Genomic DNA, 20,526 nt, shown 5'->3' on the forward strand with positions numbered 1-20,526 from the left:
GGTCGCGGCCCCCAGACGCTCCTCGTGCCGACCGGCACGAACCGCCCCACCTTTCACTGAGGAGAGACACGTGCACTACCACGACACCGACGACAAGGCGTACCACCGCACCCTGCGGGGGGCCGCGCCGGCGGCGGTCGAGGCGTTCACCGCCTTCGACCAGGCCGTGTTCGGCACCGAGGGCGCCCTCGACGCCAAGACCAAGGAGCTGATCGCGATCGCGGTGGCCGCGACCACACAGTGCCCCTACTGCATGGAAGCCCACGCGGGTGGGGCCAAGAAGGCCGGGGCGTCGGAGTCCGAGGTCGCCGAGGCCGTCATGGTCGCCGCCGCGCTCCGCGCCGGTGGCGCGCTGACGCACGGCTGGCTCGCGCTCAAGCAGTACGCCGAGGCCTGATCCCCAGGCCGGCCCGGGTGATTCTCAGGCTGGCTTGGTCCCGCCCGCCGCGCGACACACGATCTGCAGCAACGCGGCGGCGGGACCGTCCAGCGGACGGTCCCGCCGCCAGATCGCGGTGAGCGGACGCTCCAGGTCGAGGTCGTGACGCACCTCGACCAGCTCGCCGGTCTCCAGTCCCGCCCGGACCGCGTGGGGAGTGACCACCGCGGGCCCCACGCCGGCGAGTGCCGCGCCGACCATCGCCGTCGTCGAGGCGGCCACCATCGCGATCCGTGGCTGCGCGGCGAGAGCGCGCTCGAAGGTGCTCCGGGTACCGCTCCCCTCCTCGCGCACGACGAACTCCGCAGCGAGCAGCTGCTCCCGCGTCAGCGGAGTGCTGCGCCGCGCCCAGGGATGAACGGCGGGCACCACGATCACGAGCCGGTCCGTGCCGACCACACGCCGGGCCAGATCCTGCGAGACCCGCATCGACTCCACGAACCCGATCGCGCAGTCACCCGAGTGGACCAGGTCGTCGACGCGGTCGGAATTCTGGACCTGCAGGCGCAGGTGCACCTCCGGCATCAAGACGCGCAGCTCCCCGATCCAGCGGGGCAGCACGAACTCAGCCACCGTCAGGCTGGCGGCGACCCCGAGATCCGACCCGCCCTGGGACCGCCGCGCACTCAGCGCCTGCAGGCCGCCGCGGACGGTGTCGATCTGGTGCAGCACATCTCGGCCCCACGCCGCGATCGTGACGCCGTCAGGTGTCAGCCGCGTGCCCCGAGGCGTGCGCTCGGCGACCCGCAGCTGCCACCGCGTCTCGAACGCCCGCAGCGTGGTGCTGGCCGCGGGTTGTGTGATGCCGAGACGCCGGCCGGCCGCGCCGAGGCTGCCCTCCTCCTCGAGGAGGACCAGGAGGCGTAGCGCCTGGAGGTCCAGCTCCTTGCTCATAAGCAGAGACTATGACCTGACCCCGGGTCGACGTCTAGTCGACACCCTGTCGTGCGAACCATCCTTCTGGTGTGGCCGCGCACCAGACCGAGACCGATCCTCATCCCGTGGGGACCGCCCCGCCCCCGTCGCCGTCGTCGTCGATCCCGAGTCCGGGACCAGCCACCACGTCGGCACGCCAGGGCCGCGCCGCGCATGCCCGTCGCGCGCTGCTGGCCCTCGCGGTCGCGGGAGTTGCGCTGGCGATCAGCACGGCCGTTCCGCTGCTCGGCCCACTCCTGGTCGCGCTGGTCATCGGCGTGGTCGCCGCGAACACGCCGGGTGTCAGTCGCCATGTCGTCGCCACCGCGCCGCGCCTCGACAAGCTCCTGCTCCGCTCCGGCATCGTGCTCCTGGGCCTCAAGATCGCCGTGACCGACATCCTCGCGCTCGGTCCCGCCGGCGTCGCGGTCGTCATCGCCACGGTCGTCTCGACGTACGTCGTCACGCAGGTCGCCGGACGCCTCCTCGGCCTCGAGCGCGACCTGGTCACCCTGATCGCCGCGGGCTTCTCGATCTGCGGCGCCGCCGCGGTGGCCGCGGTCGAGTCGTCGATCAAGGCCGCGCCGAAGAACGTGGCGCTGGCCGTCACGCTGGTCACGGTCTTCGGAACGATCATGATCGGCGCCGTCCCGGCCCTCGGACACGTCCTCGGCCTCACCGACGCCCAGACCGCGATCTGGGCAGGGGCCAGCATCCACGAGGTCGCCCAGGTGATCGCCGCCGGCTCACTCATCGGCACCGGCGGCGCCGCCGTGCTCGCCGCGGCGACGACGGTCAAGCTGGCACGCGTCACCCTGCTGGCCCCCGTGCAGGTCGTGTCGGCGCGGATGTGTCGCTCCGCGGAGAGCACCCGGCGCGGACCGGTCATCCCGCTGTTCCTGGTCGGCTTCCTGGCCGCGGTGGCGATCCGCTCCACCGGCGTGCTGCCCCAGGACGCTCTCGACGTCGCCGCCGCACTCACCACGCTGCTGCTCAGCGCCGCGATGTTCGGCCTGGGAACAGGCATCATCGCCCGTCAGCTCTGGCCGGCGCCTGTCCGCGCCCTGCTCCTGGCCACCATCTCCACAGCGGTCGCGGCCACCGTCGCACTCACCCTGGTCGCTCTCCTGATCTAGAGAGCCGATGATCGATCGCCCGGGTTTGGGCAGTCCCTGTCGGCGCCGGTGTCAGCCGACAGGCGCGGCGGCGAGCTGCCCGCAGGCCGCGTCGATCTCGCTGCCCCGCGTGTCCCGCATCGTCGCTGCGATGCCCTTGGCCTCGAGGCGGCGGACGAACTCGTCCATGTCGTCCTCGCGGGACCGGGTGAACTGTGAGCCCGGCACCTCGTTGAGCGGGATCGGGTTGACGTGGACCCAGCCCGTGCCGCGGCCGTCCGCGGACAGCACGTCGGCGAGCAGGTCGGCGCGCCAGCCCTGGTCGTTGATGTCCCGCATCAGGGCGTACTCGATCGAGACCCGGCGACCGGTCTTCGAGAAGTACTCGTAGGCGGCGTCGACCGTCTCGGCGACGGAGAAGCGCGTGTTGATCGGCACGAGGTCGTTGCGCAGCTCGTCGTCGGGCGCGTGCAGGGACAGCGCGAGCGTGACGGGGATGCCCTCATCGGCGAGCTGCCTCATCCGGGGCACCAGACCCACGGTCGAGACCGTCACGTGACGGGCTGACAGGCCGAGCCCGGACGGGGCCGGCTCGGTGAGACGGCGTACGGCGCCCACGGTCGCCTTGTAGTTGGCGAGCGGCTCGCCCATGCCCATGAAGACGACATTGGAGAGCCGGCCCGGTCCACCCTCGACGTCGCCGCTGGCCATGGCGCGGGCGCCGACGACGACCTGGTGCACGATCTCGGCGGTCGACATGTTCCGCTGCAGGCCGCCCTGCCCGGTCGCGCAGAACGGGCAGGCCATGCCGCAGCCGGCCTGGCTCGAGATGCAGATCGTGGCGCGGTCCTTGTAGCGCATCAGCACCGACTCGACGAGCGAGCCGTCGAAGAGCTTCCACAGCGTCTTGACCGTCTTGCCCTTGTCGGCGCTCTGCTGCCGGATCGGGTCCATCAGGTCCGGGAGAAGGGCACCGACCAGCTCGGCGCGCTGGGCGGCGGGCAGGTCCGTCATCTCGGCAGGGTCGTGGACCAACCGGCCGAAGTAGTGCATCCCGAGCTGCTTGGCCCGGAAGCCGGGCAGCCCCATCTCGACCAGCAGGTCCTTGCGCTCCGCTTCGCTCAGGTCCGCCAGGTGCCGGGGTGGCTTCTTGCGCCCCCGGGGCTCGGTGAAGACGAGGGGAAGCGGGCGCGGCTGCGCGGCGGGCTGCTCGGACATGTCCCGACGATTCTCCCACCCGGGGGCGCGGGGGCCCAATCCCCCGGAATCGGCCCAGGAACGTGCCGGAGCAGGCTCAGGCGTCCTTGTTGAGCAGGAACCACACGACCGCCACGCCGACCGCGACGACGACGAGCACGGTGGCGACCATGCCGAGCAGCATGTAGCGGCCGAACCGGCGCGTGTGCTGAGGCACCAGCATGCCGATCGGGACGACGAACATGAGCAGCACGAACGGGAAGAGCTCCTCGACCCGCTTGTAGCCCGCGACCCACTTGATGATGGCGGCGTACAGGCCGGGGACGACGATGACCGCGACCATGCCCGTGAAGAATCCGGCGAGCGGGAAGAACACGGGGTGCCCGCGGTGGAACCAGTCGGGGCGCCGGGACCTTTCGTCCGGTGCGTCCACCTCGCCGCTCACGCGGCCCTCGCCTGCCTCAGTCATGTCCGGGCGATCGTAGCGGCCGGATACCAATGAGCCGATATCAGCCGGTCATCGGGGTGCCGGGACCGGCGGCGAGAGAAAGTCCGGCGGCGATGTCGATCTCCCGGTTCCCCGATCGACCGAGGGATGGAAGGGTCGAGACGCGACCCCCGACAACGACGGAGAACATCATGAAGTACATGCTCATCATGCGGTCCACCGACGAGGCCGAGGCGGCCTTCGCCGACAGCGACATCCCCTTCGAGGAGATCATGGAGTCGATGGGCCGGTTCAACGACGAGATGGTCCAGGCCGGTGTCCTCGTCGCCGCCGAGGGCCTCGACCCCGACCCGGCCACCGGGGTGGTCGTCGACTACTCCAGCCAGCCGCCGGTCGTGACCGACGGGCCGTACGGCGAGACCAAGGAGCTGTTCGGCGGGTACTGGATCGTCGACGTGGCGTCGCTGGAGGAGGCCACCGCGTGGGCCAGGCGGGCCCCGCTCGCCGGCCCCGGCATGAAGGCCGAGATCCGCCGGATCAGCTCGATCGACGAGTTCCCGCAGGACAACGTGTGGATCCAGAAGGAGCGGGCCTGGCGCGAGGCGACCGGCCAGCTGTGACCGAGGCGTCCCGGGGTGCCGAGGGTCGGCGCGCCGTCGAGGCCGTGTGGCGGATCGAGTCCGCACGGATCGTCGGCGCGCTGGCCCGGTACACCGGCGACTTCACCGTGGCCGAGGACCTCGCCCAGGAGGCGTTCGCCGAGGCGCTCGTCGCATGGCCCCGCGACGGCGTCCCGGCGAACCCGGCCGGCTGGCTGCTCACCGTGGGCCGGCGCCGGGCCATCGACGGGTTCCGGCGCCGGGCCGCCCGCGACGAGCGGTACGCCGTCCTCGGCCGCGACCTGGCATCCCGCGCGTCCGCGGCCGACGACGGCGACCTCGACCTGCTCGCCGACCCCGGGCACATCGACGACGACCTGCTCGCCCTCGTCTTCATCGCCTGCCACCCCACCCTCTCCCCCGAGTCCCAGGTCGCGCTGACCCTGCGCACCGTCGGCGGCCTGACCAGCGACGAGATCGCCCGTGCCTTCCTCGTGCCGACGGCGACCGTGCAGGCGCGGATCACCCGCGCCAAGAAGACGTTGGCGGCCGCCCGGGTCGCATTCGTCGTGCCCCCTCCCCAGGAGTGGCGCGACCGGCTGCGGGCGGTCCTCGGCGTCGTGTACGTCGTCTTCACCGAGGGCTCCTCAGCGACCTCGGGCGACGCCTGGATCCGGGCCGACCTGGCCCGGGAGGCGATCCGGATGGCACGGGTGCTGACCCGGCTGGTGCCCGACGAGCCCGAGGCGCACGGACTGCTCGCCCTGCTCGAGCTCACCGCTGCCCGGTTCCCCGCGCGGACGACCCCCGCCGGTCGGCCGGTGCTGCTGGAGGACCAGGACCGCCGGCGCTGGGACCGGACGGCGATCCGGCGGGGCCTGGCCGCCCTGGACCGGGCCGAGCGGGTCGGTCAGGGCCTGGGCGCCTACGGCATCCAGGCCGCCATCGCCGCCTGTCACGCCCGCGCGGCCTCGGTGGCGGCGACGGACTGGGACCGGATCGTGTCGCTCTACGAGGCGCTCGGCCGGATCGCACCCTCGCCTGTCGTCGAGCTCAACCGCGCGGTGGCCGTCTCGATGGCCTCCGGACCGGCCGCCGCACTCCCCGTGGTCGACGAGCTGGCGGCGCAGGGCGCGTTCGCCGGCTCCCCGATGCTGCCCGGCGTGCGTGGCGAGCTGCTGCGCCGGCTGGGCCGGACCGAGGACGCCCGGACCGAGCTGCGGCTCGCCCTGGACCTGTGCGGGAACGAGTCCGAGCGCGTGGTGCTGGCAGGAAAGCTGGCCGACCTGTGACAGTAGGCCGGTGACCGAGCAGACGCCGGGACAGCACCCGTCCCTCACCTACAGCAGCTACCTCGCCCTCGATGAGGTCCTCGCGGCGCAGCACCCCCGCTCGGACGAGCACGACGAGCTGCTCTTCATCGTGATCCACCAGGTCTACGAGCTGTGGTTCAAGCAGATGCTGCACGAGCTCGCCGGGCTCCAGCAGCGGCTCGAGGCAGGCGACACCCCGCGCGCGCTGCACACGCTCGGGCGGGTGCTGACGATCCTCAAGGTCAACGTCGCGCAGGTCGACGTGCTGGAGACGATGACCCCGCGCCAGTTCACCAGCTTCCGCGGCCGCCTCGACGCCTCCAGCGGCTTCCAGTCGGCGCAGTTCCGCGAGCTGGAGGCGACCCTGGGCCGCCGCGACCCCCGCGTGTTCGAGCACTACCCGGCCGGCAGCGACGAGCGGGAGCGGATCGCCGCCGCGATGTCGCGCCGGTCGGTGTTCGACTCGTTCCTGCGCTACCTAGTCACCCAGGGCTACGACGTCTCGCGGGCCGCGCTCGACCGCGACCTGACCGTCGCGTGGGAGCCCTCCGCGGACGTGCAACGCCTGCTGCTGGCGGCGTACGACGACGACGGCGGTGCCGCGCAGGTCGCCGAGCGGCTGGTCGACCTCGACGAGGGACTCCAGGAGTGGCGCTACCGCCACGTGAAGATGGTCGAGCGCACCATCGGCGCCAAGCCCGGGACCGGCGGCTCCTCGGGCGCCACCTACCTGTGGAGCACCGTCACGCGGTCGCTGTTCCCCGACCTGTGGGCGATCCGCAGCGAGATGTGAGCCGGTGCTGCGTCAGGTGAAGATGCCGTAGTGCAGTAGCAGCCAGATCGGGGCGATCGTGGCGAGCAGCGAGTCGAGGCGGTCCATCAGGCCGCCGTGGCCCGGGATCACCTGGCTCATGTCCTTGATGCCGAGGTCACGCTTCATGACCGACTCGCACAGGTCGCCGAGCGTGGCCATGACGACCGCGATCAGGCCGAGGGCGACGCCGATCCACCAGTCGCCGTCGAGCAGCCAGACCACCAGCGCGACGCCCGCGCCCACCGTGGCCAGCGCCGAGCCGGCGAAGCCCTCCCAGGACTTCTTGGGCGAGATGACCGGCGCCATCGGATGCTTGCCGAACAGCACGCCCGCGACGTACCCGCCGATGTCGGAGGCGATCGTCACCAGGATGAAGGTGATGATGCCCTTCACGCCCGGGTCGTCGAGGCCGCCACCGGAGCGACCGCCCTCGGCGAGCATGAGTGCGACGAAGGAGCCCAGGAAGGGCACGTAGACGAGCGCGAAGACGGAGGCCGTGGCGTTCTTGACGTAGCCGTCGATGCCGCGGCGGAGCAGCCAGAGCATGATCACCAGCGCGCTCACGGCGGTCGCGGTCACCAGGGCCGCCGAGCCCCACAGATAGGCGACCACCACCATGACGACGCCGCCGACCATCAGCGGCTGCTCGGGCAGGTCGATGTCCTTGGCGAGCAGGCCCTTGCGCAACTCCCACATCGCCACGACCACGGCGATCGCGACGATCACCATGAACGCCGGCTTCCAGAACAGCAGCGAGACCGCGATCGCGCTCAGGAGCACGACCGCCGAGCCGACCGCCGCCTTCAGGTCGCGACCGGCGCGACCGTGGTCCTTCGCGGGGGCAGCGTCGTCGGACGTCGAGGACATCGGGTGTGGGAGCGGATCGAGGTCAGACCTCGAGCAGCTCGGCTTCCTTGTTCTTGAGCAGCTCGTCGATCGCCTCGGTGTGCTTCTTGGTCAGGCCGTCGAGGCGCTTCTCGGCACCGGTGACGTCGTCCTTGCCGACCTCGCCGTCCTTCTCGAGCTTCTCGAGGCTCTGCTTGGCCTTCTGGCGGACCTGGCGCACGGCGACCTTGCCGCCCTCGGCCTTCTCCTTGGCGAGCTTGATGAACTCCTTGCGGCGCTCCTCGGTCAGCTCGGGGAAGACGCAGCGCAGCTGCTTGCCGTCGCTGGACGGGTTGATGCCCAGGTCGGAGTCCCGGATCGCCCGCTCGACATTGCCGATCGCGCCCACGTCGAACGGCGCCACGATGATGATGCGCGGCTCGGGAGCCGTGAACGAGGCGAGCTGCTGAATCGGCGTCGGGGTGCCGTAGTACTCGACCATGATCTTGCTGAACATGCTCGGGTGCGCCCGACCGGCCCGGATCGCCGCGAACTCCTCACGGGTCGCGTCGACCGACTTGCCCATCTTCTGGTCGGCCTCGTTGAGGGTCTCGTTGATCACCGGTTCTCCTTCGTTCGCTGCTGTTCAGCCCGCGCTGACCCGCGTACCGATCCTCTCACCCTGCACGACGCGCAGGATGTTGCCCTCGGGCTCCATGCCGAAGACGATCATCGGCAGCTTGTTCTCGCCGCACAGCGCGAACGCCGTCTGGTCCATGATCCGCAGACCCTCGGCGATCGCCTGGTCGTAGGTCAGCTCGTCGTACTTCGTCGCGGTCGGGTCGACGTTCGGGTCGGCGCTGTAGACGCCGTCGACGCCGTTCTTGGCGACCAGGACGACATCGCACCGGCTCTCGAGCGCCCGCTGCACCGCGACGGTGTCGGTGGAGAAGTAGGGCATGCCCATGCCGGCGCCGAAGATCACGACGCGGCCCTTCTCCATGTGCCGGATCGCGCGGCGCGGGATGTAGGGCTCGGCGACCTGGCCCATGGTGATGGCCGTCTGCACGCGCGTCTCGACGCCCTGCTTCTCCAGGAAGTCCTGGAGGGCGAGACAGTTCATGACGATGCCGAGCATGCCCATGTAGTCCGCGCGGACGCGGTCCATGCCGCGCTGCTGGAGCTCGGCACCGCGGAAGAAGTTGCCTCCACCGGTGACGACCGCGATCTGCACGCCGGCGTCCACGACCGCCTTGATCTCGTGGGCGACCGCCTGCACGACGTCGGGGTCGACCCCGACCTTGCCGCCACCGAACACCTCACCCGAGAGCTTCAGGAGGACTCGCTTGTAACCGGCCACCGGGGTCCTTCCAGTCGTTCGTCCACTCATCGTCAAGGCGGACCCGAGGCTACCGTGTCGACGCCCGCTCAACGAACCCGCTGCACCCGCTTGCGGTAGTCGTCCCCGTTGTCGCCGTCGATGCCCGAGCTGCGCGTCCTCGCGATGTGGTCGACCTTCTCCTCGCCGCCCTGCGGCGGCTGGGCCTCGATGATGGTGTCGCGCTCGAACTCGTGGGACTTGTCGGTGTTGCGGTAGTAGCGGTAGAACGCCCAGTACGTCGCGACACCGCCCGCGGGCCCTGCGGCGAGCAGCCACACGGCCCCGTCGTCGGAGGCCATCGCGATGAGCGCCGTGATGAGGTCGAGGTTCATTCCGGGGTCCCCGATCGTCTGTTCGCGGAGGAGGGAAGCGGAGGAGCGAAGAAACGAGTGGCGTGGTTCATGCCATCGCCACCAGGATCGCGCCGGCGATGCCTTCGAGGAAGGTGCCGACCGTGAACGCCGCGAGCAGCAGCTTCGGCTGGGACACGGGGATGCTGCCCATGGTCTCTCCCGTCCGGGCGTTGACCGCGATGTAGTGGAGGAGCCCGTTGCTCTCCTGGCGGTAGGAGTACAGCCAGACCGGGAGGTACATCGACACCCAGCGGGAGCCGCCGACGTCGACCTGCTCCTGCTCCCAGCGCACGCCGCGGTCGAAGCGACCCAGCGACCCGCGCACCTGCGAGCGGCCTATGGAGAGCAGTTGGTCCTCGAGGAGCGGCTTGACCGCCTCGACGTTGAGGTTGCGCTTCTCGCTGGTGAAGCCCACGAGGTAGCTGGCGTTCCACTTGACCGCGTTCTTGGTGTCGAACGGGAGGATGGTGTTGATGATGTTGTTGGTGTTCGCCGGTCCGATCTGGGCGCGCTCCGAGGAGCCCTCCACGGTCAGGTCGTCGACGGTGAAGGAGACCTGCCGGGACAGTCGGTAGACGTCGGCGGCGTAGTAGGTGACGTTGTTGTCGCCCTGCTTCTCCGTCCAGCGCCGGGTCTGGACCTCGCCCTTGCCCCAGTACTGGGACTCCGCGCGGGCGTCGATCACCAGGTAGGGCAGATAGACGCCGAGCACGTTCTCCGGCACGAACTCCTTCTTGAACCGCTTGTGCGCGAAGAGCCGTCGCTTGGAGGCGAACTCGCGGATCTTCTCGACGGCCTCGTCCTTGGTCAACCGGAACGGCAGGACCGCGTCGGGTACGGCGCCGTTGGGGATCTGCTGGTTGACGTTGAGGGTGTGCCGGCACCAGTGGCAGCGCGCGTTGAGCGCATGGGCCGTGTCGACGACGACCTCTGCACCGCACGCCTCGCACTTGAAGGTGAGCTGGTCGGCCGCGTCGGCCGCGATGTCACCCGCCCCACTCGCGATGACCGTGCCCTCGAGCTGGTCGATGCCCTCGCCGAGGCCGAACTCCTCCTCGACCCGCGCCTCCTGCCACTCGTTGCGGCAGAACAGGCACACCAGCATGCCCGTCGAGCCGCGCAGCCGGACGTCGGTCGAGCCACACTTCGGGCACCGGTTGAGTCCGTCCTTGAGGGACTCGTTGACCGTCTCGATGCTCGGCTTGGGCTCCGGCTCGGCCTTGGCCGCGGCCAGCTCCTCCTCCAGGGACAGCGGTGGCCCGTCGAAGGTGGGCTGCTGCGGCTCAGCGGACTCCTGGGACATGTCAGAGACCGAGCGCCTTCGCCTTCGCCGCGTCGTAGTCGGCCTGGGTGATCAGGCCGGCGTCGAGCATCTCCTTGGCCCGCTTGAGCACGGCCATCGGGTCCTCCGCGGCGGGCTCGGCCGCGGCAGCCGGGGCGGGAGCCGCAGGGGCGGCGGGGGCAGCCGGGGCGGCGGGCGCCTGGGCGGGCGGCACAGGCTGCTGGAGACCACCGAGACCCATGCCACCGGTCGCCATGCCCATCCCGATCAGGCCACCCGGGCCGGCGTTCTCGCCGGCCGACTCGATGCCGGCCGCGACCGACGCCTGCAGGTTCGAGTTGCCGCGGGAGCCCGACAGGGCGTCGGCACGCTGGACGTTCTTGAGCAGCTCACGGGTGTTGGCGTCGTACTCGATCGAGATGATCGCGGTCTTGACGATCTCCAGGCCGCGGTCGGTCCGCCACTGGTAGTTCTGCTCGACCGCCGCCGACAGCGACTGGGCGAAGCCGATCGAGTCCTGCTGGAGCCGCGCGATCCGGTTCCCCTTGGCGGGGTCGTTGGTGTACATCGAGAACGCCGGTGCCAGCGAGCCGACGACCTCGTTGAACAGCTGCTCGCCGGCAGGGTTGTCCATGTCGGTGAAGTCGAAGGGCTTCCGGCCGCTGATGACCTCGGCAGGCACGAAGTTGCGGATGAACGTCAGCGGGTCGGTGATCTTCAGGGTGTAGGTGCCGCGGGTGATCGCGCCGACCTGGGTGTTGAGGAAGGCGTCGTCCCAGTAGATCTCCGACTGGGTGCCGAACTTGTTGTTGGGCAGCTCCTTGAGCGTCACGAAGACGGCGTTCTGCTGGGCCGACGGGCGACCACCGAACTTGAACCGCTCCCAGCTCTGCTTGATGAGCGAGTCGACGAGGCCGCCGCCGGTGAAGATCGACTGCGAGGCCGGGTCGTCGGAGTTCCAGATGTAGGCACCCGGCTCGGCGGCGAAGCCGGTGAAGGCACCGTCCTCGAGGAGAACCAGGCCGTAGCCCTCCGGCACGACGATCTTGGAGCCGTTCGTGATCACGCCCTCGGAGCCCTGGGTGTTGCTGCCACGGCCGGCGTTCTGTCCCTTGGCGACGGCGGGGAAGACCGCCACCGTCGAGCCGACGCCGTCCGGAACGCCGTAGAAGTCGACCCACTGGTCGGCGAGCGTGCCGCCGATCGCGCCGATCGCAGCCTGAATGAGTCCCATTTCCCGATCTCCTTCACCTGACACCGAAGTGCGCCCGCGAGCGCGGGACGCAGGGCCGACACATGTCCGATGGCCGGGCGCGACAAACCTACCCCGTGGCCGTGCGGACCCGGGGCGGAAATGCCGACGGCCGGTGGCCACCCTGGGGTGACCACCGGCCGTCAGGTGAGATCGGCTACGCGCCGACCTCGAAGCGGGCGAACCGCTTCACCGTCGTGTTCGCGGCGTCGAGGACGGCCTTGACCGTCTTCTTCGACTCCGAGACCGACTCCTGCTCGAGCAGGACGAGCTCCTTGAAGAAGCCGCCCAGACGACCCTCGACGATCTTGGCGACGGCAGCCTCGGGCTTGCCCTCCTCGATCGTCTTCTTGGTCAGGACGTCCTTCTCGGCGGCGACGATGTCCGCGGGGACCTCGTCACGGGTGAGGTACTGCGCCTTGAGGGCGGCCACCTGCATGGCCGCGCCGCGGGCGGCGGCCTCGTCGCCGTCGTACGCGACGAGCACGCCGACGGCGGGCGGCAGGTCGGCCGCACGCTTGTGCAGGTAGACCGCGACCGGGCCGTCGAAGTACGCGACGTTGCCGAGCTCGATCTTCTCACCGATCGTGATGGCGAGGTTCTCGACGACCTGGCCCACAGTGCTGTCGCCCAGCGGCAGCGCCTTGGCGGCCTCCGTGTCGGTCGCCTCGCCCGCGGCGACCGCCTCGGCGATCTGCTGCGCCGCCTTGATGAACTCCTCGTTCTTGGCGACGAAGTCGGTCTCGGACTTCAGCTCGATGAGCGCGCCACCCGCGTTGGCCACCAGGCCGGCGGATGCCTCACGCTCGGCGCCGCGGGCGGCCGCCTTGGCGGCACCCTTGACGCGGAGCAGCTCGACGGCCTTGTCGAAGTCGCCGTCGGTCTCGTCGAGCGCCTTCTTGCAGTCCATCATTCCGGCGCCGGTCAGCTCGCGGAGCTTCTTGACGTCAGCAGCAGTGAATGCCATGGATCCTCGTTCGCTTTCTCGAAAGGGTGGAGGTGGAGTGGCTCAGGCCTCGGCCGGAGCGTCGGCCGCGGGGGCCTCCTCGGCGGCGACCTCGGCCGCGGGGGCCTCCTCGACAGCAACCTCAGCCGCGGGGGCCTCCTCGACAGCAGCCTCAGCCGCGGGGGCCTCCTCGACAGCAGCCTCGGCGGCAGGCGCCTCCTCGACAGCAGCCTCGGCGGCAGGCGCCTCCTCGACAGCAGCCTCGGGAGCAGCCTCGGCCGGAGCGTCGGCCGCGGCGGCCGGAGCAGCGGCGGCGTCACCCTCGAGCAGCTCGCGCTCCCACGCGGCGAGGGGCTCCTCGGCGGCCGGGCTCGCGGAGGAGCCGGCACCGGAGCGGGACATGAGGCCGTCGGCCGCGGCGTCGGCGATGACGCGGGTCAGCAGGCCCACCGCACGGATGGCGTCGTCGTTGCCCGGGATCGGGAAGTCGACGTCGTCCGGGTCGCAGTTGGAGTCGAGGATCGCGATGATCGGGATGCGCAGCTTGCGCGCCTCCTCGACCGCCAGGTGCTCCTTGTTGGTGTCGACGATCCACACCGCCGACGGGACCCGGGACATCTCGCGGATGCCGCCCAGGGTCTTCTCGAGCTTGGCGTGCTCCCGCTTCATCTGCAGGAGCTCCTTCTTGGTGCGGTTGGAGCCGGCCACGTCGTCGAAGTCGACGTCGTCGAGCTCCTTGAGGCGGTTGATCCGCTGGTTCATGGTCGCGAAGTTGGTGAGCATGCCGCCCAGCCAGCGCTGGTTGACGTAGGGCATCCCGACGCGGGTCGCCTGCTCGGCGATCGACTCCTGGGCCTGCTTCTTGGTGCCGATGAACATGATCGTGCCGCCCTTGGCCACGGTCTCCTTGACGAAGGCGTAGCTGCGGTCGATGTAGGCCAGCGACTGCTGCAGGTCGATGATGTAGATGCCGTTGCGGTCCGTGAGGATGAATCGCTTCATCTTCGGGTTCCAACGACGGGTCTGGTGTCCGAAGTGGACGCCGCTCTCGAGGAGCTGGCGCATGGTCACGACAGCCATGATTTCTCCTGTTTCACTTGTTTCAGTTGGGGCCTGTCGTCTGCACGCGATCCGACCGCCGACCCGGAGGTCGTGCGGACTGAGGATCGACGCCCACGGGCGACCGCGGCACCTTCTCGCGGAGAGGGATGCCACGTCGTGGTCTGCGGACGAGCGAATTCCGGTCCAGGGCGGACCGGTGCCTCTCAGCGTACGACGTCAGGCACTCGACGTACCAATCCGTGCCCTCGCCCCTCCCCAGCCCCGGTCCTCCCCCGGGTCGTCCACAGACGGGACGGCGCCCACCTCGCTCCGTCCCCGTCGGCGCGCATGCTGCCGCCATGACACGACTCCTCGCGTTGGCCACCGCCCTCATCCTGCTGGTCCCGTCCCCAGCCCGGGCCGAGGACCCGGTCGGCGCGTGGCCGCTCCAGCCGGTCCCGGAGGTGGTCCGCCACTTCGACCCGCCCGACTCCCCCTACGGCGCCGGCCACCGCGGCGTCGACCTGGCCGGGCGCGTGGGCCAGCCGGTGCGGACCGCGCTGCCCGGGCAGGTGGTGTTCACCGGCCGGATCGCCGGGCGCGGGATCGTGGTGGTCGGGCACGGTGCCACGCGGACGACCTACGAGCCCGTCACGTCCTCGGCCGCCGTCGGCGCCGAGCTGGCGGGCGGCGCGGTGCTCGGCACGCTCGAGTCCATCGGGTCCCACTGTCTTCCTCGCACCTGCCTGCACTGGGGCTGGATCGACGGCGAGACCTACCTCGACCCGCTGCGTCTCGTCGGCGCCGGGCCGGTGCGACTGCTGCCGCTGTGGCGCGACCTGCCCCGGAACCGGCTGCCGCGGACCTCAGGCCCGTGGATGGGCCTGCTGGTAGGCCCGGCGCAGCCGGTCGGTGGTGACGTGCGTGTAGCGCTGGGTGGTGGCGAGTGACGCGTGGCCGAGCAGCTCCTGCACCGAGCGCAGGTCGGCCCCGCCCTCGAGCAGATGGGTGGCCGCCGTGTGCCGGAGCCCGTGCGGTCCGAGGTCGGGCGCGCCGGGGACGTCGGCGAGCCGACGGTGCACCAGCGTCCGCACGGCCCGCTGGTCGATCCGGCCGCCACGGGCCCCGAGGAACAGGGCCGGCCCCGACCCCTGCCGCGCCAGCTCGCCACGGCCCTGGGCCAGCCAGCGGTCGAGGGCCGCGGCCGCCGGCTGCCCGAACGGGACGGTGCGCTCCTTGCGTCCCTTGCCGAACACCCGGACGACGTTGCGATCGCGATCGAGGTCGTCGACGTCGAGGCCGCACAGCTCCCCGACGCGCATCCCCGTGGCATACAGCAGCTCGAGCATGGCGACGTCGCGGAGCCCGACCGCGCTCCCGTCGTCCGCGAGCTCGGTCGCCGCGCCGATCAGCCGGGTGGCCTCGTCCACCCGCAGGACCTCCGGCAGGGGGTGGTGCGGCCGGGGCGAGCCGAGGGCCGAACCGACGTCGTTCGGGATCCGTCCGGTCCGGGCCAGCCACGCGGTGAACACCCGCGCGGCGGTGGCCCGTCGGGCCAGGGTGGTGCGCGACAGGCCCAGGCTCTGCTGCTTGGCCAGCCAGCTGCGCAGGCTCCGCAGGTCGAGTTCGGTCACGTCGACGAGGCCCAGCCGGTCCGCATGCTCGACCAGTCCCGCGATGTCACCGAGGTAGGCCCGGACGCTGTGCGGAGCCAGGTCACGCTCGGCGACGAGATGGCGCTCGTAGTCGGCGAGCGTGCGCGCGAACACCTCCGGCAGCGCGTGCTCCGCCTCGTCGGTCATTGATCGATCGTAGAGCGCGCGTCCTCTCCCAGCCGCCAGCCCGACGGCAGCCGCTCGACGTGTCCGTCGCGGGCGAGTCCGTCCAGGAGCTGCTCGACCTCGTCGGCACCCAGGCCCGCGACCCGCGCGACCGACGCGGCGCTCGCCGGCGAGGAGACGGGAACGGCGTCGAGCACCTGTCGGGCGCGGATGGTCAACCGGTCGCGCGGCGCCTCCGGCGCGCGCCGGACGTCGAGGAGGTGCTCGCCCGGCGCGCCGAGGAGCTCCAGCACGTCGTCACCGCACGTGACGAGCGAGGCACCTCCTGCACGGATCAGCTCGTGCACTCCCTCGGAGGCCGCGCTGACCACCGGTCCGGGCACCCCCATCACGGTCCGGTGCATCCGGTCGGCCCAGGACGCGGTGTTCAGCGCGCCGCTGCGGACGGCCGCCTCGACCACGACCGTGCCGCGCGTCAGGGCGGCGATCAGCCGATTGCGGGCGAGGAAGCGGATGCTCAGCGGGGCGGACCCGGGCGGCGCTTCGGACACGACGGCGTGGTGCTCGCCCAGGTGATCGAGCATCTGCCGATGGGCGAGCGGATAGGGGCGGTCCACCCCGCAGGCGAGGACGGCGACGGTGCGACCGTCGGCGGTGACAGCCCCGCGGTGCGCGGCGTAGTCGACGCCGTAGGCCGCCCCCGAGACCACCGTCCATCCGGCCGCGCCGAGGACGGCCGCCATGTCGCCGGCCACCTCGTCGCCGTACGACGTGGAGGAGCGCGAGCCTACGACGGCGACCGCGGCACCGAGCCGGTCGATCCGGATCGGACCCCGGACCCACAGGCCGACCGGGACCTCCCCGCGGGCATGCAGCATGCCGGCGTCGGCCAGGTCGTCGAGCGAGGAGGGCCATTCGTCGTCGCCGGGGACCACGAACCTGATGCCTCGGCGAGCGGCGTCCTCGAGGACGCGTTCCGGCTGCGCGCCGGCCAGCCGACCGGCGGCCGCGACGAAGGCGGGCCTCAGGTCGGGCTGCTCCCGCAGCACCTCGAGGAATCGGATGCCTCCGAGCTCGCGGGTCAGGCCGAGGCACCGGAGGTCACCCGGCTCGGTGACGATGTTGATCGTGACGCGGGCGATCCGCTCCTCGTCGGAGACCGTCATGCGACCCCCTCCACACCGGACCGGGGCTGGAACATGGCGAGGTCCAGCGCCTGGCCGGACCGGAGGCGCAGCGCCGTCCGCACCTCGTCGACGTCGGGCTCGACGTCACGACCGGTCCGGACCGAGCGCACGTCGGCCACCGTCCACGCCAGCCGATGGACCCGCACGGCGCCGCGGGCGCTGAGCCGGCCGGCGAGCATCTCGGCGTCGATCAGCTGCTGGGCCGCGGTCGGCAGCGGCCAGGTGTCCTTGAGGCGCGGGCTCGGGATGTGGGCGTTCAACCGCCAGCTGCGCCCCACGAACCGGTCCGCCTGCCGCGCTCGCGCGGCCGCCACCCGCTCGCGCACCTCGGCCGACGACTCGACGGCACGGAAGGGGTCGTGGCTGGCGGGCGACGCAGGCTGCACATGGCGCACGATGTCGATCCGGTCGATGATCGGACCGGACATCCGCGCGCGGTAGGCACGACGCACGGTCTCGGCACACGTGCATCGGTTGGACCGCGCCGCCCGCGTGAAGTTGCCGCAGGGGCAGGGATTGCTCGCCAGCACCAGGATGCCGCCGGCGGGCAGCGTCACCGACTCGTCGCGCCGCGCGACGGTGACGTCACCGTTCTCGAGCGGCTGCCGCAGCGCCTCGATGACATCGGAGCGGAACAGCGGGAACTCGTCGAGGAACAGGACGCCGCAATGGGCGCGGCTGATCTCGCCGGGCTGCACCCGCCCGGAGCCGCCCCCGACCACGCTGACCTTGCTGGCGTCATGGTGGGGCGCGGCGAACGGAGGACGGAGGACCATCCCCTGTCCGGGGTCGAGCGCGCCGGCCAGGGAGTGGAGGGCCGTCAGCTCCAGCGACTCCTCCGACGTGAGGTCCGGGAGGATGGTGGGCAGGCGCTCGGCCAGGCTGGTCTTGCCGCATCCCTTGGGTCCCGACAGCTGCACCGGATGGCCTCCGGCCGCGGCGACCTCGACGGCGTACTTCTCCTCGGTCATCCCGCGCAGGTCGGCGAGGTCGAGCTCGTCGAGGCGCTCGTCGCCGCGCCACGTGACCAACCGGAGCCCGGTGGCGGCGGCCACCGGTGGCGCCGGGGGCGGCTCCTCGCCACCGAGCGACGCGACCACCTGCCCGAGGGAGCGGACACCGATGACCTCGAGGTCGGGCACCATCATCGCCTCGCGGACCTGGGGCTCGGGGACGTAGATGCGGCGGACGCCGCCCGCCGCCGCGGCCAGTGCCATCGGCAGCACGCCCAGTGCGGGACGGAGCCCACCCGCCAGGGTCAACTCGCCGACGAAGGCGGTCCGGTCGAGCCACGCGGGCTCCAGCTGCCCGTCCGCCGCCAGCAGGCTGACCGCCATCGCCAGGTCGAAGTGCGTGCCGGACTTCCGGAGATCGGCCGGCGAGAACAGGACGGTGCACCGCTTGGTCGCGGGCCACCGCAGGTCGGAGTTGATCAGCGCCATCCGGACCCGGTCGACGCCCTCGCGCAGGAGCGAGTCGGCCCGCCCCACGACCACCGTCGTCGGCTGCCCGACCGACACGTCGGTCTGGACGTCGATGAGGTGCCCGACCGCTCCGTCGAGCGCGACACAGCACGCGGTCGCGAAGGGCATCAGGACAACCCCCGCACGTGATCGACGACCGCCGGCCCCTGCCGGGGCCGGAGCACGGCGACGAGGTCGATGCGGATCCCGTCGGGTCGCACGCCCCTCTCGATCGCCCACCTCTCCCCCAATCGCCTGAGACGATCGAGCTTGGCGTCCGTGATCGCCTCGTGCGGAGTGCCGGCCACGAGCGAGGTGCGGGTCTTCACCTCGCACACGACGAGGGTCGACCCGTCGCGCAGCAGGATGTCGATCTCGCCCTCGCCGCATCGCCAGTTCCGCTCCAGGACCGTCATCCCGAGCTCACCGAGGTGGCGAGCGGCCACGTCCTCACCGTAGGCGCCGATCGCCTGGCGTGCCTGTGCTGTCGTCATGCCGGCCAGCGTGGCCCGCGTCCGCGAGATCGGACGCCGGACCCCCGCCTCCCTGGGGACAACCGGTGCCGATACGTCCCCTGTGGAGGCCCAACGGCTCCTGCCGTGACCAGAGGTGGTCATGTGGCGGCATCACCGTCAGGTCGCCGATGTCCTGATGCAGAACTGTCACCGATGTCCTGAGACACCACCTGGGGGGGCGCGAGGAGTCTTGATTGTTCGAACATGTGTTCGATAGGATGAGCGCATGACTTCTCCCGGAGCGCTCGACACGGCCACCACCGTGGTCGCGCGCGCCCAGGAGCTGGCCCAGACCTCATGGGCCGACCTGTCCGGCCCCGAGACCCTCGAGATCGCCGCCGCGGTGGCCACCGCCCGAGGACTGGTCGACGCCGCGCTGGTCGGGATCGCAGGACGCCTCGACGGGGACAACGTCCTCCTCGAGACCGGATGGGCCTCCGCGAAGGACTACCTGACCCATCTGCTCGGTGCCCACAAGGGCGTGGGTGGCGGACTGGTCCGCGCCGCCGAACGGCTCGCCGGCCTACCCACGGTCCGAGACGCGCTCGAGGACGGGCGGATCACGTTGCCCCAGGCGCGAGTGATCGCCGACAAGGTCGCCACCTTGCCCCGGGTGCCCGAGTTCCGCGAGCAGGTGGCCGACGCCATGCTCGGCCTGGCCACCACCCACAGCCTCGACGCCACCGACCTGCAGGCCACGTTCGGTGAGGTCGTCCGTCAGCACGACCCCGACGGCACGTTGATCGACCTCGACAAGGAACGCGCCAAGCGCGAGAAGGGCGCCCACCACGCCCGCCACCTCCGCTTCGCCGAGGACGGCCTCGGCGGGGTCAAGGTCACCGGCTACGGCACCATCGAGGACGCCGAGGCGATCAAGACCACCCTGCATCCTCTGGCCGCACCCGTCACGACCGAGCCCGGAGCCTGCGGCGGCATCAACCGCCAACCGGGTCAGCCGATGTTCGACGACGACGGCGTCTCGACCCAGCAGCCCTGTCTCGAACCCGGCTGCGGCCACGACGGCTCCGACCCCCGCGACCCGGGCGCCCGCCTGTGGGACGCCCTCGTCGACGCCTGCGACCGACTCGCCGCCACCGACGACCTGCCCCGCGACCACGGAACCAAGCCCCGCGTGGTCGTCCTCATCGACCACGAGTCACTCCGCCAGCAGGTCATCGACGCCGGCTACGCGAAACCCGGCCAGACCCCCACCGGTGCCCGCCTCTCCGCCACCGCCGTACGACGCATGGCCTGCGACGCCGAGATCATCCCCGCCGTCCTCGGCGCACACGGCCAGGTCCTCGACGTCGGACGGACACAGCGCCTGGTGACCGCCGCCCTCTGGCTGGCCCTCATCGTCCGCGACCGACACTGCGCCTTCCCCGGCTGCACCCGCATGCCCCTGGCCTGCGACGCCCACCACATCACCCACTGGGCCGACGGCGGCACCACCGCGCTGTCGAATCTCGTGATGGTCTGCCGACACCACCACACCGTCCTCCACCACACCCCCTGGGTCGTGAAGATCGATGAGGACACCCGACAACCCGTCTGGACCCCACCACCACGCGCCACCCTCGACTCACTCCACGGCCGAGTCACCTACGCACCCGCCCGACCACGGGCGACCTCTCCACCCAGTGCCGCCTGAGCGGGCACG

The 20,526-nt window shown here is 71.3% G+C and carries 22 protein-coding genes; 7 read left to right on the forward strand and 15 right to left on the reverse strand.

Translation table 11 applies throughout. From position 1 onward, the window contains the following. Positions 1–70: 70 nt before the first annotated feature. Positions 71–397 carry a carboxymuconolactone decarboxylase family protein gene (locus tag KVF89_RS07995; RefSeq protein WP_257424723.1) on the forward strand — a complete coding sequence of 109 codons (327 nt, stop codon included), beginning with the start codon at positions 71–73 and terminating at the stop codon, positions 395–397. A 24-nt stretch (positions 398–421) separates the two neighbouring features. On the opposite strand, the gene KVF89_RS08000 is transcribed toward KVF89_RS07995, so the two are convergent. Next, positions 422–1,333 (reverse strand): LysR family transcriptional regulator, encoded by a 912-nt coding sequence (locus tag KVF89_RS08000; protein ID WP_257424724.1) that lies wholly within the window; start codon positions 1,331–1,333, stop codon positions 422–424. Between the two features lie 107 nt (positions 1,334–1,440). Here KVF89_RS08000 and KVF89_RS08005 point away from each other — a divergent pair, with 107 nt between their 5' ends. Further along, positions 1,441–2,490, forward strand: a complete 1,050-nt coding sequence (locus KVF89_RS08005; protein WP_257424725.1) for a YeiH family protein — start codon at positions 1,441–1,443, stop codon at positions 2,488–2,490. A gap of 51 nt (positions 2,491–2,541) precedes the next feature. Here the strand turns inward: KVF89_RS08005 and rlmN are convergent, their stop codons facing one another. Then, complete coding sequence (rlmN, locus tag KVF89_RS08010) at positions 2,542–3,687, reverse strand: dual-specificity RNA methyltransferase RlmN (RefSeq protein ID WP_257424726.1); 1,146 nt, start codon at positions 3,685–3,687, stop codon at positions 2,542–2,544. A gap of 76 nt (positions 3,688–3,763) precedes the next feature. Then, positions 3,764–4,135 carry a hypothetical protein gene (locus KVF89_RS08015; protein ID WP_257424730.1) on the reverse strand — a complete coding sequence of 124 codons (372 nt, stop codon included), beginning with the start codon at positions 4,133–4,135 and terminating at the stop codon, positions 3,764–3,766. A gap of 170 nt (positions 4,136–4,305) precedes the next feature. Between KVF89_RS08015 and KVF89_RS08020 the strand changes: the two genes are divergently transcribed. From KVF89_RS08020 to KVF89_RS30385, 3 genes are read left to right on the forward strand one after another with little or no spacing between them, the layout of a single operon-like run. Then, positions 4,306–4,734, forward strand: a complete 429-nt coding sequence (locus tag KVF89_RS08020) for a YciI family protein (protein ID WP_257424735.1) — start codon at positions 4,306–4,308, stop codon at positions 4,732–4,734. Beyond that, positions 4,731–6,005 (forward strand): RNA polymerase sigma factor, encoded by a 1,275-nt coding sequence (locus KVF89_RS08025; protein WP_257424737.1) that lies wholly within the window; start codon positions 4,731–4,733, stop codon positions 6,003–6,005. The genes KVF89_RS08020 and KVF89_RS08025 overlap by 4 nt, the downstream gene beginning before the upstream one ends. Before the next feature lie 10 nt (positions 6,006–6,015). Beyond that, positions 6,016–6,819 carry a tryptophan 2,3-dioxygenase gene (locus tag KVF89_RS30385; protein ID WP_257424738.1) on the forward strand — a complete coding sequence of 268 codons (804 nt, stop codon included), beginning with the start codon at positions 6,016–6,018 and terminating at the stop codon, positions 6,817–6,819. A 12-nt stretch (positions 6,820–6,831) separates the two neighbouring features. On the opposite strand, the gene KVF89_RS08035 is transcribed toward KVF89_RS30385, so the two are convergent. The 8 genes from KVF89_RS08035 to rpsB all read right to left on the reverse strand — a co-directional run bounded on the left by KVF89_RS08035 (position 6,832) and on the right by rpsB (position 13,959). Further along, complete coding sequence (locus tag KVF89_RS08035; RefSeq protein ID WP_257424740.1) at positions 6,832–7,707, reverse strand: phosphatidate cytidylyltransferase; 876 nt, start codon at positions 7,705–7,707, stop codon at positions 6,832–6,834. A gap of 22 nt (positions 7,708–7,729) precedes the next feature. Beyond that, positions 7,730–8,284, reverse strand: coding sequence for a ribosome recycling factor (gene frr / locus KVF89_RS08040; protein ID WP_257425253.1), 555 nt, complete (start codon positions 8,282–8,284; stop codon positions 7,730–7,732). A 27-nt stretch (positions 8,285–8,311) separates the two neighbouring features. Further along, positions 8,312–9,025, reverse strand: coding sequence for a UMP kinase (gene pyrH, locus KVF89_RS08045; RefSeq protein ID WP_257424742.1), 714 nt, complete (start codon positions 9,023–9,025; stop codon positions 8,312–8,314). 68 nt (positions 9,026–9,093) lie between these two features. Beyond that, a complete protein-coding gene (locus tag KVF89_RS08050) occupies positions 9,094–9,378 on the reverse strand; it encodes a hypothetical protein (protein ID WP_257424744.1) in 285 nt (94 codons plus the stop codon). Positions 9,379–9,445: 67 nt separating this feature from the next. Continuing rightward, the gene (locus KVF89_RS08055) at positions 9,446–10,702 is read right to left on the reverse strand and encodes a TFIIB-type zinc ribbon-containing protein (protein WP_257424745.1); all 1,257 of its coding nucleotides are present in this window, start codon (positions 10,700–10,702) and stop codon (positions 9,446–9,448) included. A gap of 1 nt (position 10,703) precedes the next feature. After that, entirely contained in the window at positions 10,704–11,915 is a 1,212-nt protein-coding gene (locus KVF89_RS08060; RefSeq protein ID WP_257424749.1) for an SPFH domain-containing protein, read from the reverse strand. A gap of 175 nt (positions 11,916–12,090) precedes the next feature. Continuing rightward, complete coding sequence (gene tsf, locus KVF89_RS08065; protein WP_257424751.1) at positions 12,091–12,900, reverse strand: translation elongation factor Ts; 810 nt, start codon at positions 12,898–12,900, stop codon at positions 12,091–12,093. Positions 12,901–12,942: 42 nt separating this feature from the next. Continuing rightward, a complete protein-coding gene (rpsB, locus tag KVF89_RS08070) occupies positions 12,943–13,959 on the reverse strand; it encodes a 30S ribosomal protein S2 (RefSeq protein ID WP_257424757.1) in 1,017 nt (338 codons plus the stop codon). A gap of 320 nt (positions 13,960–14,279) precedes the next feature. On the opposite strand from rpsB, the gene KVF89_RS08075 reads away from it, so the two are divergent. Beyond that, positions 14,280–14,870 (forward strand): peptidoglycan DD-metalloendopeptidase family protein, encoded by a 591-nt coding sequence (locus tag KVF89_RS08075; protein WP_257424758.1) that lies wholly within the window; start codon positions 14,280–14,282, stop codon positions 14,868–14,870. Here the strand turns inward: KVF89_RS08075 and KVF89_RS08080 are convergent. From KVF89_RS08080 to KVF89_RS08095, 4 genes are read right to left on the reverse strand one after another with little or no spacing between them, the layout of a single operon-like run. Further along, the gene (locus KVF89_RS08080; RefSeq protein ID WP_257424759.1) at positions 14,787–15,722 is read right to left on the reverse strand and encodes a tyrosine recombinase XerC; all 936 of its coding nucleotides are present in this window, start codon (positions 15,720–15,722) and stop codon (positions 14,787–14,789) included. The genes KVF89_RS08075 and KVF89_RS08080 overlap by 84 nt on opposite strands. Beyond that, positions 15,719–16,867, reverse strand: a complete 1,149-nt coding sequence (gene dprA, locus KVF89_RS08085; RefSeq protein ID WP_257424761.1) for a DNA-processing protein DprA — start codon at positions 16,865–16,867, stop codon at positions 15,719–15,721. Before dprA ends, KVF89_RS08080 begins: the two co-directional genes overlap by 4 nt. After that, entirely contained in the window at positions 16,864–18,480 is a 1,617-nt protein-coding gene (locus KVF89_RS08090) for a YifB family Mg chelatase-like AAA ATPase (protein ID WP_257424762.1), read from the reverse strand. Before KVF89_RS08090 ends, dprA begins: the two co-directional genes overlap by 4 nt. Beyond that, positions 18,480–18,845 carry a YraN family protein gene (locus KVF89_RS08095; protein WP_257424764.1) on the reverse strand — a complete coding sequence of 122 codons (366 nt, stop codon included), beginning with the start codon at positions 18,843–18,845 and terminating at the stop codon, positions 18,480–18,482. The genes KVF89_RS08090 and KVF89_RS08095 overlap by 1 nt, the downstream gene beginning before the upstream one ends. Before the next feature lie 247 nt (positions 18,846–19,092). Here KVF89_RS08095 and KVF89_RS08100 point away from each other — a divergent pair, with 247 nt between their 5' ends. Next, positions 19,093–20,517: an HNH endonuclease signature motif containing protein gene (locus KVF89_RS08100; RefSeq protein WP_257424765.1), complete on the forward strand. Its 1,425-nt coding sequence runs from the start codon at positions 19,093–19,095 to the stop codon at positions 20,515–20,517. Positions 20,518–20,526 lie beyond the last annotated feature (9 nt).

The sequence above is a fragment of the Nocardioides carbamazepini genome (assembly GCF_024614185.1).
Taxonomy (GTDB): Bacteria; Actinomycetota; Actinomycetes; order Propionibacteriales; family Nocardioidaceae; genus Nocardioides; species Nocardioides carbamazepini.